We start from the raw sequence: 13,265 nt of genomic DNA on the forward strand, positions 1-13,265 counted from the left end.
GATGCCCGGCGTTGAAATCTGTCCGATGAAAGGCCAATCTCATGCTCATTATTTCCGATATCCATGGCTCTATTACTGCGCTGGATAAGGCCCTTGCTTACAAAGCTTCGCTCGGAGCTAGGCAAATCATCTTACTGGGAGATTTGCTTAATCATGGCCCAAGAAATCCAATTCCTGACGGTTATCAGGCAGCGGCGGTAGCAGCAAGGCTCAACCAATATGCCGACTGCATTGTGGCGGTTCGCGGCAATTGCGATAGCGAAGTGGACCAGATGCTGTGCGATTTTCCATTATTGGCTGAATACAACTGGCTTATTATCAACGGCAAGCGTCTGTGTTTGAGTCATGGCCACACCTATAATCCTGAGCAGTTACCGCCGTTAGCGGCTGGTGAAGGCTTTGTATTTGGCCATACTCATCTGCCATTGGCTGAGCATCAGGACGGCGTCCTGCTGTTTAACCCAGGCTCAATCACCATACCCAAAGGCGGTCATCCAGCGAGTTTGGGCCATTATGACGGGAAATCGTTTCGTGTCATTGAGCTGGATTCAGGTGAGGTATTGAAATCATGTCGATGGCCAGCATGAACGAGATGATGGCGGCTGACAATGGTTCAGTTTCGGTTAAGTTAACTGTCATAAGATGTAATCACTGTTTTCACAGAGCCATCAAATTTGCAGGTTTGATTCGCTTAGAAACGCAGTAATCCCTCCCCTTCGAATAGTAGAATTGGACTTATTTTTAGTCAGCCCGGCAATAGCCGGGCTTTTTGTTTTTGTACTGTTTTTCAATCTGTTAATTGTTTGTTTGGGCAGTTTCTTATTCAGTTTCGGTTCAGCATTGGTTGATAGCTTAGCGGCGCGTTAACAAAACTCCTCGAAAGGAATAATTATGAATAAGAAAACTCTATTGGCTTTAGTTCCAGCGTCTTTGCTCACCGCTCCTGTGCTTGCCAACGATTCAACCAATGACTGGTTTGTCGGTGGTGCCATCAATAAGCAAATGTCTAAAAGTGAACAAACACCGGGCGCTGTACCAGCCGATACATCTTCGTTTGATCAAAAGGATCGAGACTGGGGTTATGAAGTAAAAGCGGGTCGTTATTTTGGCGACAATGACCAGCATCGGACCACGATGACTTACACCGAAGCTGATGGTGGCAGTAAAACCGGTGATTACAAACAGAAAAACATTTTGGCGTCGTACGACTACATGTACAGCCTGACTGATGACAACAAATGGCGAGCATTTGGTGGTGTCACCGCCGGTATGGCCAATACCCGTTACACCGGTGCTGGCAGCTCCAATGATTTTGTCTATGGTGCTCAGGCGGGTCTGAACTATCGTATCAATCAAAGTTGGGAAACAGAGATTGGCTATCGTTATCTGAAACAAGACTATTCCGGCACCAATGCCAATACCGGTGAAAATTTTGAATTAGACCGGACCGAGCAGGTATTCATGGGCGTCAACTACCGTTTCTAAGCCTATCACTTAATACTCTCTTGTTCTGTTGAGCCGGTTGATGCCAATCAACCCGGTTCAACCGTGTCGATTCGCATGGATGCGAGCGGGCGCTCATTTCTCCTCATATTCTCACCAAATCGCTAGTTTTATGGATGTGCCATGCGGCACTATAAGCGGCTTGCGACTGCACCTAAAGCTTGCTCTCTAAGTCTCCGAATTGCTGAAAAAAAGTTCAGTTTCTGTTCAGTCTGAATCGCTAATATGGTTCGAGTTAAGTTAGCCAACTAACGGCTCATTGCAATGGCTTATTGCGACGTTTCGACCAACAGGCTCAAGACACCAGCTGCCGGAGGTTGCCTTTTAAGCTAACCTTGTCAATGACGCAATTCTGCTGATTGACCTGCTGCAGTCGCCGCTGTAACACAAAAGGTTTATAGAACATGCTCATACTGGTAGTAGAAGACGATCCAATTTTAAATCACCATCTGACTGTGCAATTGCAGGACGCTGGCAATCAGGTCTATGCCGTGACCACGGTCAAAGATGCATTGTTTTTCGCCGAGCAGTACCCGATCGAGTTAGCGATTGTCGATTTGGGTTTACCCGATGGCGACGGCATTCAATTGATCAAAAAATTCCGCGCTCAAGAGCGCCCGTTCCCTGTTCTGATTTTAACTGCTCGCGCCAATTGGCAAGACAAAGTTGATGGCCTCAATGCTGGCGCCGATGACTATTTAGTGAAGCCATTCGAAGTGCCGGAGTTACTGGCGCGACTGAACGCTTTGGTGCGCCGCAGTGCTGGTTATGTAAAAGCAGAAGTAAATTGTGCTGGCTTTACGTTAAACTTGTTAACCAAAGAGGTTTCGGTCGACGGTAACGTACTGGAGTTGACTGCATTCGAATATCAAATTTTGGAGTATTTTGTTCGTCATCCTGAACAAGTGGTATCCAAGCAACGCTTGATTGATACCCTGTATCGAGACGGAGATGGCGACTCCAATACCATTGAGGTATTGATTAGTCGATTGCGTAAAAAGCTTGCCAATGTGTTACCTGAAGTCCCTATCAGTACCATTCGTGGTCAAGGATATCGGTTAATAAATACATGAAAACAAATGGATCTTTGTGGTTTCGAAACTTTCTCGTTTCGATGCTGATCATCACTGCCGTGACGTTAGCGCTGGCCAACGTTTACTACAACGACAAGCAACAAAGTTTGGAGTTGGAGTACGGTAGCGACCTGCTTGAGCGCTTGCCGATGGTGATTGAAACCATGGTGACTCAAGGCGTTTCTTTTGAAAACACGGTTTCAGAGAAAATGCCGCTGCAAGGCTATATGGGCGCCTTATGTGATGATTATGGCGAAGTGATTTGGAAGTCTGTGCAGGCCAAAGCCTTCGAATTGAACGCACTTTGCCAACAAGTTCAGGGTAAAAGTAGTAGCGCCTTGACCATTCCGGTGCGAGTTGATGACAACAAATTGTTCTTCGCCCATGTCCTATCGGGCACTTTTAACGGCATCCGCGGTGACTTTGTCGCGCTGCGTGATGGCCAGGCTTACGAGCAATGGCGCGCCGAATCGGTGGAAAAAGCCCTGATCACCGTGATCTTGTTTTTGGTCGCCGCCGGAGTCGCCTTGTACATGACGTTTCGTTGGGCAATGCGGCCGCTAAAAACGCTGGAAACCGAGCTTCAGCAAGTCTCTGAGCAGAAACAAGTCACCCTTAACGAATCCTATCCTTATGAGTTAAAGCCTGTAGTGACGGCCCTGAACAGTGTGATGGGCGAAAATATTCATCGCTCGCAACGTTATCGCCATAGCTTGAATGACTTGGCTCATAGCTTAAAAACGCGTCTCGCTGCGATGAATGTGGTATGTCAGGAAAATTCAATTGCGCCACATGTTCAAACTGAGCTGCTTAGCAACTTGAGTCAGATGAACGCGATGGTGCAATATCAGCTGAAACGCGGTTTGACCGGCCAGCAGGCATTAAATAAGCAATCGACCCCCTTACTTGAGATTGTCGATAACCTCCATCAGTTACTCGACAAAATATACGCGGACAAGAAGATCGAGCTGGATAAGCGCATTTCCAAAGATGACGAGATCCCCATGGGGCGTGACGATCTGATGGAAGTGATGGGTAACTTGCTGGAAAACGGCTTCCGTTATGCCATCTCCAAATTACGCATCAGTCAGTTACCCTTGGCCAATGGTGGCGTCCAACTGCGAATTGAAGACGATGGCCCGGGTGTGACCGAATCGCGCCGCGAGCAAGTGTTCCAGCGCGGCGTCCGATTAGATGAGAAACCAACAGGGCAGGGCATCGGGTTAGCCGTTTGTGCCGATATTGTTGAAAGCTACCGCGGCGAAATTCGGATTGAAGATTCTGAGCTTGAAGGTGCCTGCTTTGTTATCGAGCTACCACCGGTCGAAGGCTGGTGGGATCAATAACACCAAACCAACCTGACGAAGCGTAACAGACCCCAATAATTGTACTGGCCAGAGTTGGCTTTTGCCGACGAAGCCAGTACAGTTGTCCGCCCCAAGGCCGTCTGGCCAACAAACACCACAAAGGAAAGAAACAATGAGCAATCAAGTTCGCGTAGCGATTGCAGGCTGTCAGGGCCGTATGGGTAAAACCCTCTTGGAAGTTGGCCACGAAAAAGAGTTTGTTGCCATTGGCGGTGCTTTTGAGCGTCCAGATAGCAGTTTAATTGGTGTTGATGCGGGCGAACTTGCGGGTCTTGGTGCGATCCAAGTGCCGGTGACTGCGGGTTTGCAAGGGCTTGAAGATAAAGTCGATGTGGTGATTGATTTTACTGTTCCTGAGGCAACCCTTGCCAATTTGGCTTGGTGTAAAGAGCACGGCAAAAAGCTGGTGATTGGTACCACTGGTTTTAGCGCAGAGCAGCAGCAACAAATTGAAGCGATGGCCCAAGACACCGCGGTGATGATGGCGCCGAATATGAGCGTTGCGGTGAACCTGATGTTTAAATTGCTTGAGCAAGCGGCTGCGGTGATGTCAGATCACGACATTGAAATTGTCGAAGCCCACCACCGTTTTAAGAAAGATGCGCCGTCTGGTACCGCATTGAAAATGGGCCAGGTGATCGCCGATACCCTAGGTCGTGATCTCAACGAGTGCGCCGTATATGGCCGCGAAGGTATTACCGGCGAGCGTGATCGTAACACCATTGGTTTTGCTACGGTTCGCGCCGGCGACATTATTGGTGAGCATACCGCGATGTTTGCAGATATTGGTGAGCGCCTTGAAATTACCCATAAGTCGTCAAGCCGCGCAACATATGCAAATGGCGCCATGCGCGCTGCTAGCTGGCTGATGGATAAGGATGCCGGCTTGTACGATATGTTCGATGTACTCGGCCTGAATTAAGCTTTATTAGTTAACTTAATTTTAAATTTCGGCCCGAATGGGCCGTTTTTTATTTGAAAGCTTCGTTTATTGAAGTTTTTTAAAATTGCCGTGGACGGCAAACAGTTTTTGCTCTAGAATGCGTTCAATTTGCCAGCACAAAGGCAAAGAGGGATAGATAGAAGTGTCATAAGGCGTTCTGCCGCTTCTATCTACGACATGAACAGCTGACCACAACTGTGGAGGTTATCTTGGCTAAAGCTGCCCTCTTGGTACTCGAAGACGGTACTATTTTCCGCGGCACATCTATTGGTGCAGACGGCATGGCAACCGGTGAAGTTGTCTTTAATACTTCAATGACCGGTTATCAGGAAATTTTAACTGATCCATCATACGCTCGCCAAATCGTCACCTTAACTTATCCTCATATCGGTAACACTGGTACCAACTCAGAAGATGAAGAATCATCTGAAGTTTGGGCCAAGGGCTTGGTGATCCGTGATTTGCCAATTATTGCCAGTAACTTCCGAAGTGAACAAACTCTTAGCGAATACCTGAGCGCCCGTAACGTGGTGGGTATTTGTGACATCGATACTCGCAAATTAACTCGTATTTTGCGTGAGAAAGGTGCTCAAGCTGGTTGTATTGTGGCAGCGGATAGCTTCGATGAAGCAGCAGCATTAGCTGAAGCCAAAGGTTTCCCAGGCCTTAAAGGCATGGATTTGGCAAAAGAAGTGACCACCGAGAAAGTCTATTCATGGACTGACAGTACGTGGCAATTAGGTGAAGGTCACGGCAAGCTAGAAAACGAAGCTTTTCACGTCGTAGCCTACGATTTCGGTGCAAAAAGCAATATTTTGCGTATGTTGGTTGAACGCGGTTGCCGACTCACGGTTGTTCCTGCGCAAACCCCTGCCGATGAAGTGCTGGCTCTCAATCCCGATGGCATCTTTTTGTCAAACGGCCCTGGCGACCCAGAGCCATGTGATTATGCCATCGCAGCGATTAAGACTTTCTTAGAAACCGACATCCCAGTGTTTGGTATTTGTTTGGGCCACCAATTGCTGGCGCTGGCAAGTGGTGCGAAGACGGTGAAGATGAAGTTTGGTCACCATGGTGCCAACCATCCGGTAAAAGATCTGGAACGCAACGTGGTCATGATTACTTCGCAAAACCATGGTTTCGCAGTGGATGAAGAAACCCTGCCTGATAACCTTAAAGCCACGCATGTGTCTTTGTTCGACGGTTCATTGCAAGGCATTCACCGCACCGACAAACCTGCATTCAGCTTCCAGGGCCACCCTGAAGCGAGTCCAGGACCGCACGATGCGGCGCCATTATTTGACCACTTTATTGAACTAATGCAGGCCCGCGCCTAAAACCGAGCGAGACAACGAGACATGCCAAAACGTACGGATATTAAAAGTATTCTGATTTTGGGCGCCGGCCCAATTGTGATTGGTCAAGCTTGTGAGTTTGACTATTCCGGTGCTCAGGCCTGTAAAGCCCTTCGCGAAGAGGGCTATCGAGTTATTTTGGTTAACTCGAACCCTGCAACTATTATGACTGACCCAGAAATGGCCGATGCCACATACATCGAGCCAATTCAGTGGGAAGTGGTTGCCAAGATTATTGAAAAGGAAAAACCAGATGCAGTGCTGCCGACTATGGGCGGCCAGACTGCATTGAACTGTGCCTTAGATCTCGACCGTCACGGTGTACTTGAGAAGTATGGTGTGACCATGATTGGCGCAACTGCTGATGCCATCGATAAAGCAGAAGACCGTGACCGCTTTGATAAAGCAATGAAATCAATCGGTCTGGAAACGCCACGTGCAGAAACTGCCCACAGCATGGAAGAAGCTCACGACGTGCTATCACGCATCGGCTTCCCATGTATTATTCGCCCGTCATTCACCATGGGCGGCACTGGTGGTGGTATCGCATATAACGTTGAAGAGTTTGAAGAAATCTGTACTCGCGGTTTGGACTTGAGCCCAACCAACGAGCTGTTGATTGACGAATCGTTAATTGGCTGGAAAGAGTACGAGATGGAAGTTGTTCGCGATAAAGCCGACAACTGTATCATCGTCTGCTCGATTGAAAACTTCGACCCAATGGGCATTCACACCGGTGACTCAATCACCGTTGCTCCGGCTCAAACGCTGACCGACAAAGAATATCAAATCATGCGGAATGCCTCGATGGCTGTTCTGCGTGAAATCGGCGTCGAAACCGGTGGTTCAAACGTCCAGTTTGGTGTCAACCCAGATGATGGCCGTATGGTGATCATTGAGATGAACCCGCGCGTGAGCCGTTCATCTGCATTGGCGTCAAAAGCAACTGGTTTCCCGATTGCAAAAATCGCTGCCAAGCTGGCGGTGGGTTACACCTTAGATGAGTTGGCTAACGATATTACGGGTGGTGCAACGCCTGCGTCATTCGAGCCAGCTATCGACTACGTTGTGACTAAAATCCCTCGCTTTAACTTTGAGAAGTTTGCCGGTGCCAATGACCGTCTGACCACTCAGATGAAGTCCGTCGGTGAGGTAATGGCCATTGGTCGTAACCAACAAGAATCGCTGCAAAAAGCACTGCGTGGTTTAGAAGTCGGCGCTACCGGCTTCGACCCAATTGTAGCGTTGGACGATCCAGAAGCTAAAACCACCCTGACGTACGAATTGAAAGAAGCCGGCGCTGAGCGTATCTGGTATATCGCCGATGCCTTCCGTCATGGCTTCACCGTTGATGACGTGTTCAACCTGACGAAGGTTGATCGCTGGTACCTCGTACAAATCAACGAATTGGTTGAGCTTGAAACTCGCGTTGCTGAAGCTGGCCTGTCTGGCTTGGATGCTGATTTGCTGCGTTTGCTGAAGCGTAAAGGTTTTGCTGATGCGCGCTTGGCTGCATTGCTGGGTGTGTCGGAAAAAGAAGTGCGCAAGCTGCGTAAGAAAGAAGGTATCCAACCGGTTTATAAGCGCGTCGATACCTGTGCTGCTGAGTTTGCTACTAGCACGGCGTACATGTACTCAAGCTATGACGAAGAGTGTGAGTCACAGCCTTCGGATAAAGATAAGATCATGGTCTTGGGCGGTGGTCCAAACCGTATCGGTCAGGGCATTGAGTTCGACTACTGCTGTGTTCACGCGGCCTTGGCAATGCGTGAAGACGGTTACGAAACCATCATGGTTAACTGTAACCCAGAGACAGTTTCGACGGACTACGACACTTCGGATCGCTTGTACTTCGAGCCAGTAACACTCGAAGACGTGCTTGAAATTGTTCGCGTTGAACAACCCAAAGGGGTGATTGTTCAATACGGTGGTCAAACGCCACTGAAACTAGCTCGTGCCCTTGAAGCTGCAGGCGTGCCAATTATTGGTACTAGCCCAGATGCGATTGACCGTGCCGAAGACCGCGAGCGCTTCCAGCAAGCGGTTGAGCGTTTAGGCCTAAAACAGCCAGAAAACGCCACGGTAACGAATTTGGAAGATGCGGTCCGTGAAGCCGAACGCATCACCTATCCATTGGTTGTTCGCCCGTCGTATGTACTGGGTGGCCGTGCCATGGAAATCGTGTCTGATGAGCAAGATTTGCGCCGTTACTTCAACGAAGCGGTGTCTGTATCGAATGAATCGCCAGTGCTGCTGGATCGCTTCTTGGACGATGCCATTGAAGTTGATATCGATGCCATTTGTGATGGCGAGCAAGTCGTTATCGGCGGCATTATGGAGCACATTGAGCAAGCCGGTGTTCACTCCGGTGACTCAGCTTGTTCGTTGCCGCCATACACTCTGAGTTCGGAAATCCAAGCGGTTCTACGCGATCAAGTCTCGAAGCTGGCTTTTGAGCTGGGCGTGATTGGTTTGATGAACACTCAGTTCGCCATTAAAGACAACGAAGTTTACCTGATTGAGGTGAACCCGCGTGCAGCCCGTACGGTGCCATTTGTATCAAAAGCAACGGGTGTTGCCTTGGCGAAAGTGGCGGCCCGTGTGATGGCTGGCAAATCACTGGCAGAGCAAGGTTTCCAAGAAGAAATTATTCCGCCGTATTATTCGGTCAAAGAAGTGGTACTGCCGTTTAACAAGTTCTTGGGCGTTGACCCGATTCTTGGCCCTGAAATGCGCTCAACCGGTGAGGTCATGGGCGTTGGTGAAACCTTTGCCGAAGCCTACGCCAAAGCGCAGTTGGGTTCGATTAAAGATGTGCCAAAACAAGGCCGTGCCTTGTTGTCGGTCCGTCCAGGCGATAAGAAACGCGTTGTTGAGCTAGCGAAGCAATTGGTCGAGTTAGGCTATGAGCTAGATGCTACCCACGGCACTGCGGTGGTACTGGGTGAAGCGGGCATCAATTGCCGCTTGGTCAACAAAGTCCACGAAGGCCGTCCGCATATTCTAGACCGCATTAAGAATGGTGAGTACTCCTACATCGTCAACACCACCCAAGGGCGTCAGGCGATTGAGGACTCAAAAGTGTTGCGTCGCGGTGCATTGCAGCACAAGGTCAACTACACCACAACGCTAAACGGTGCATTTGCAACTTGTATGGCCCACAGTGCTGATCCAAGTGCCATTGTTCGCTCTGTTCAGGAGCTGCACGAGCAGATCTGAGCAGTTGCGGATGATTTGATTGCCGATTCAGTATAGAATCGGCCAATCGGCTGAAAAAAGCCGCCTCTTTTCATATGGTAAGAGGCGGTTTTTTTGTCTCTATTTTATGAATCAGAATACGGCTCGGATTGGCCGTAGAGTGTGGTATTTGAAGATATGAAAATTCCAATGACTGTGCAGGGCGCGGATAGTTTGCGTGAAGAGCTGGACTACCTAAAAGGCACCCGTCGCCCCCAAATTATTGAAGCGATCGCCGAAGCTCGTGAACACGGTGATTTGAAAGAAAATGCTGAGTATCATGCCGCTCGTGAGCAGCAAGGCTTCTGTGAAGGGCGAATTCAGGAAATTGAAGCAAAATTGTCAAACGCGCAAATCATTGATGTCAGCAAGATGGAAGCAACGGGCAAAGTCATTTTCGGCGCCACGGTGGTTTTGCTGAATATCGATACTGATGCCGAAGTCACCTATCGCATCGTGGGTGATGATGAGGCGGATTTGAAAAAGAATCTGATTTCAATTAACAGCCCGATTGCTCGTGGTTTGATTGGTAAATCCGAAGGTGATGAAGTGACAGTCAAAACACCGGGCGGCGATGTTGAATTCGAAATTCTCGAAGTGAAGTATGTCTAACGACACAGATTCACTTTTGCTTACAAATGAAAAACCCGGCAATCGCCGGGTTTTTTGTATGCTGACGCCAATGTAAGCTAGTCGTCGCGTTAGCCTTTTGGTAACGAGAACTTTGACTCGTCTTGGTCTTGCAGAAAGAAGATCGCAACTTTGCCAATTATTTGTACCAACAGGGCACCTGATTCGCGGCAAATGGCGTCGCAAATTAGCTGGCGCTCAGCTTTGTCTTCACCGAGAACTTTCACTTTAATGAGTTCATGGTGCGCCAGCGCTAAATCGATTTCTGCCATGACGCCTTCGGTCAGGCCGTTGTTGCCGAGCATGACCACAGGCTTGAGCGAGTGAGCCTCGGACTTAAGGTATTGTTTTTGCTTATTGCTAAGTTGCATGAATCTGCTTTCTTCGCTGTTAGGGACTTGAATTCTGCTAAGTTTACCCCCATCTGCCTGACTTAGCCTACAACAAACTAAAAATTGTCATGTCGAATAAGAAACGTAGCGCCAGTAGCAAGCGTTGGTTAAAAGAACATTTTGACGATAAATACGTCAAAGAAGCGCAAAAGCTAGGGTTACGCTCACGAGCTGTGTTTAAGCTGGATGAAATTCAGCAACGAGACAAAGTGATTCGCCGTGGTGATACCGTTGTCGATCTGGGCGCCGCTCCTGGTGGTTGGTCACAATTTTGTGTTGAACAAATTGGCGATAGTGGCCGCGTTATTGCGTGCGATATTCTCGATATGGACCCGATTGCTGGCGTCGAATTCCTGAAAGGCGATTTTCGCGAGGAAGCCGTGCTATCGGCATTGCTCAATCGAGTTGGCGATGACATGGTCGATGTGGTGCTGTCAGATATGGCACCGAATATGTCTGGCAACCCCAGTGTTGATCAGCCGCGACGCATGTATTTAGTTGAGCTAGCGTTGGATATGTGCCACCAAGTATTGGCCGCCAACGGCAATTTTATCGTTAAAGTTTTCCAAGGTGAGGGCTTTGATGAATTTCTAGCGGAGGTTCGCCGGTCATTTAAATCGGTGAAAATTCGTAAACCTGATTCGTCCCGGTCACGTTCAAGAGAAGTGTTCATGGTGGCGACAGGATATAAACTGCGGTAATCTCTAGTCCTTAGGCCTAAATGAAAGCCGTAATAAACAAGTAGCTGAGAGAGGAAGACTCCTTTGAGTGATATGGTGAAAAATTTAATTCTCTGGTTAGTCATCGCCGTGGTGCTGATGTCCGTGTTCCAGAGTTTTTCGCCCAGCGAATCCACATCGGGACAGTTGGATTACACTGCATTTGTGCAGGACGTTCGACGCGGTGATATTCGCGAAGTGACGATTGACGGTCAAACCATCACCGGTAGCAAGCGCAACGGTGAAGCGTTCGAAACGGTGATGCCGTTTTATGACGATGACTTGCTAAACGACCTGATCAAACAAGATGTACGTGCATTCGGCAAAAAGCCAGAAGAGCCGAGCTTCATCTCTCAGATCTTTATTTCTTGGTTCCCAATGCTACTGCTGATTGGCGTGTGGATTTTCTTCATGCGTCAAATGCAAGGCGGTGGCGGTAAGGGCGCAATGTCGTTTGGTAAGAGCAAAGCGCGCCTCATGAGCGAAGACCAAATCAAAACCACCTTCGCTGATGTCGCCGGTGTTGATGAAGCGAAAGAAGAAGTATCAGAGCTGGTTGATTACCTAAAAGATCCGTCTAAGTTCCAACGCCTCGGCGGTAAAATTCCGAAAGGTATTTTGATGGTTGGCCAGCCGGGTACGGGTAAAACCTTATTAGCCCGTGCCATTGCTGGCGAAGCTAAGGTGCCATTCTTTACCATTTCTGGTTCTGACTTCGTTGAAATGTTTGTTGGTGTTGGTGCCTCGCGTGTGCGTGACATGTTTGAGCAAGCGAAAAAAGCGGCACCTTGTATTGTTTTCATCGATGAGATCGATGCCGTTGGTCGCCAACGTGGCGCAGGCCTCGGCGGTGGTCACGACGAGCGTGAACAAACCCTAAACCAAATGCTGGTTGAGATGGACGGCTTTGAAGGCAACGAAGGGATTATTGTCATCGCCGCCACTAACCGCCCTGACGTACTCGACCCAGCGTTGCTGCGTCCTGGTCGATTCGACCGTCAGGTTGTTGTTGGCTTGCCCGATGTCCGTGGCCGTGAGCAAATCCTTAAAGTTCACATGCGTAAAGTGCCAATTGCTGATGACGTTGAAGCATCTGTGATTGCTCGTGGTACCCCGGGTTTCTCTGGTGCGGACTTGTCGAACTTGGTGAACGAAGCGGCGCTGTTTGCTGCTCGTGGCAACCGCCGTAAAGTAAGCATGGAAGAGTTTGAGAAAGCCAAAGACAAGATCATGATGGGCGCTGAGCGCAAGTCGATGGTCATGACCGAAGATGAAAAAGCGATGACGGCCTATCACGAAGCCGGCCACGCCATTGTTGGTCGCTTGGTACCTGAGCATGATCCGGTTTACAAAGTGTCGATCATTCCTCGTGGCCGCGCATTGGGTGTCACTATGTACTTGCCAGAGCAAGACCGAGTGAGCCACTCCAAGCAGCATTTGGAAAGCATGGTATCGAGCTTATTTGGTGGTCGAATTGCCGAGGCGATTATCTACGGTAACGATAAAGTGACCACCGGAGCCTCAAACGACATCGAACGCGCAACCGATATTGCTCGCAAGATGGTGACCCAGTGGGGCTTGTCTGAGAAGATGGGGCCAATGCTGTACGCTGAAGAAGAAGGTGAAGTGTTCTTGGGCCGCACGGCCGCTAAAGTCAAGCACATGTCCGATGAAACCGCCCGCGCGATTGACGAGGAAATCAAATTATTGATTGATCGTAACTACCAGCGCTCGGAGCAGATCCTGAAGGATAACCTTGATATCTTGCATGCGATGAAAGATGCGTTGATGAAGTATGAAACCATCGATGCGAAACAAATTGATGATTTGATGGCTCGCCGCGAAGTCCGTCCGCCAGCGGATTGGAGCAACAACGACTCGGCAGGCTCCGATTCGAGTGGTAATTCTGACACCAAATTAGATGTCAATGAACCACAAGAGCCAAAAGCCGATGGCGCTGAAGACGCCGAAGCAAAATAATCTATACTAATAACACATTGAAAAAGCCCCGCTTGCGGGGCTTTTTATTAGCGTTGAGATTTGTCA

The 13,265-nt window shown here is 49.0% G+C and carries 11 protein-coding genes; 10 read left to right on the forward strand and 1 reads right to left on the reverse strand.

Annotated features, from left to right (window positions below):
- Positions 1-41 precede the first annotated feature (41 nt).
- The 8 genes from yfcE (at position 42) to greA (ending at position 10,090) form a co-directional block, all read left to right on the forward strand.
- Positions 42-587 (forward strand): phosphodiesterase, encoded by a 546-nt coding sequence (gene yfcE, locus IC617_RS14720; RefSeq protein ID WP_191145748.1) that lies wholly within the window; start codon positions 42-44, stop codon positions 585-587.
- A gap of 304 nt (positions 588-891) precedes the next feature.
- Positions 892-1,485: an outer membrane beta-barrel protein gene (locus IC617_RS14725; RefSeq protein ID WP_191145749.1), complete on the forward strand. Its 594-nt coding sequence runs from the start codon at positions 892-894 to the stop codon at positions 1,483-1,485.
- Positions 1,486-1,907: 422 nt separating this feature from the next.
- Positions 1,908-2,576 carry a response regulator gene (locus IC617_RS14730; RefSeq protein ID WP_191145750.1) on the forward strand — a complete coding sequence of 223 codons (669 nt, stop codon included), beginning with the start codon at positions 1,908-1,910 and terminating at the stop codon, positions 2,574-2,576.
- Entirely contained in the window at positions 2,573-3,922 is a 1,350-nt protein-coding gene (locus IC617_RS14735; protein WP_191145751.1) for an ATP-binding protein, read from the forward strand. The genes IC617_RS14730 and IC617_RS14735 overlap by 4 nt, the downstream gene beginning before the upstream one ends.
- Positions 3,923-4,055: 133 nt before the next feature.
- Positions 4,056-4,865: a 4-hydroxy-tetrahydrodipicolinate reductase gene (dapB, locus tag IC617_RS14740; protein WP_191145752.1), complete on the forward strand. Its 810-nt coding sequence runs from the start codon at positions 4,056-4,058 to the stop codon at positions 4,863-4,865.
- A 230-nt stretch (positions 4,866-5,095) separates the two neighbouring features.
- Entirely contained in the window at positions 5,096-6,223 is a 1,128-nt protein-coding gene (gene carA / locus IC617_RS14745; RefSeq protein ID WP_191145753.1) for a glutamine-hydrolyzing carbamoyl-phosphate synthase small subunit, read from the forward strand.
- A 21-nt stretch (positions 6,224-6,244) separates the two neighbouring features.
- Positions 6,245-9,460, forward strand: a complete 3,216-nt coding sequence (gene carB, locus IC617_RS14750) for a carbamoyl-phosphate synthase large subunit (RefSeq protein WP_191145754.1) — start codon at positions 6,245-6,247, stop codon at positions 9,458-9,460.
- A 156-nt stretch (positions 9,461-9,616) separates the two neighbouring features.
- The gene (greA, locus tag IC617_RS14755) at positions 9,617-10,090 is read left to right on the forward strand and encodes a transcription elongation factor GreA (protein ID WP_191145755.1); all 474 of its coding nucleotides are present in this window, start codon (positions 9,617-9,619) and stop codon (positions 10,088-10,090) included.
- An 89-nt stretch (positions 10,091-10,179) separates the two neighbouring features.
- Here the strand turns inward: greA and yhbY are convergent, their stop codons facing one another.
- Positions 10,180-10,479, reverse strand: a complete 300-nt coding sequence (gene yhbY / locus IC617_RS14760; RefSeq protein ID WP_191145756.1) for a ribosome assembly RNA-binding protein YhbY — start codon at positions 10,477-10,479, stop codon at positions 10,180-10,182.
- An 89-nt stretch (positions 10,480-10,568) separates the two neighbouring features.
- Between yhbY and rlmE the strand changes: the two genes are divergently transcribed.
- Together rlmE and ftsH are read left to right on the forward strand one after the other, a co-directional pair.
- Positions 10,569-11,201, forward strand: a complete 633-nt coding sequence (rlmE, locus tag IC617_RS14765) for a 23S rRNA (uridine(2552)-2'-O)-methyltransferase RlmE (RefSeq protein WP_191145757.1) — start codon at positions 10,569-10,571, stop codon at positions 11,199-11,201.
- 63 nt (positions 11,202-11,264) lie between these two features.
- Positions 11,265-13,199 (forward strand): ATP-dependent zinc metalloprotease FtsH, encoded by a 1,935-nt coding sequence (gene ftsH, locus IC617_RS14770; RefSeq protein WP_305080176.1) that lies wholly within the window; start codon positions 11,265-11,267, stop codon positions 13,197-13,199.
- Positions 13,200-13,265 lie beyond the last annotated feature (66 nt).

The sequence above is a fragment of the Neiella litorisoli genome, from assembly GCF_014773395.1.
Lineage (GTDB): Bacteria > Pseudomonadota > Gammaproteobacteria > Enterobacterales > Neiellaceae > Neiella > Neiella litorisoli.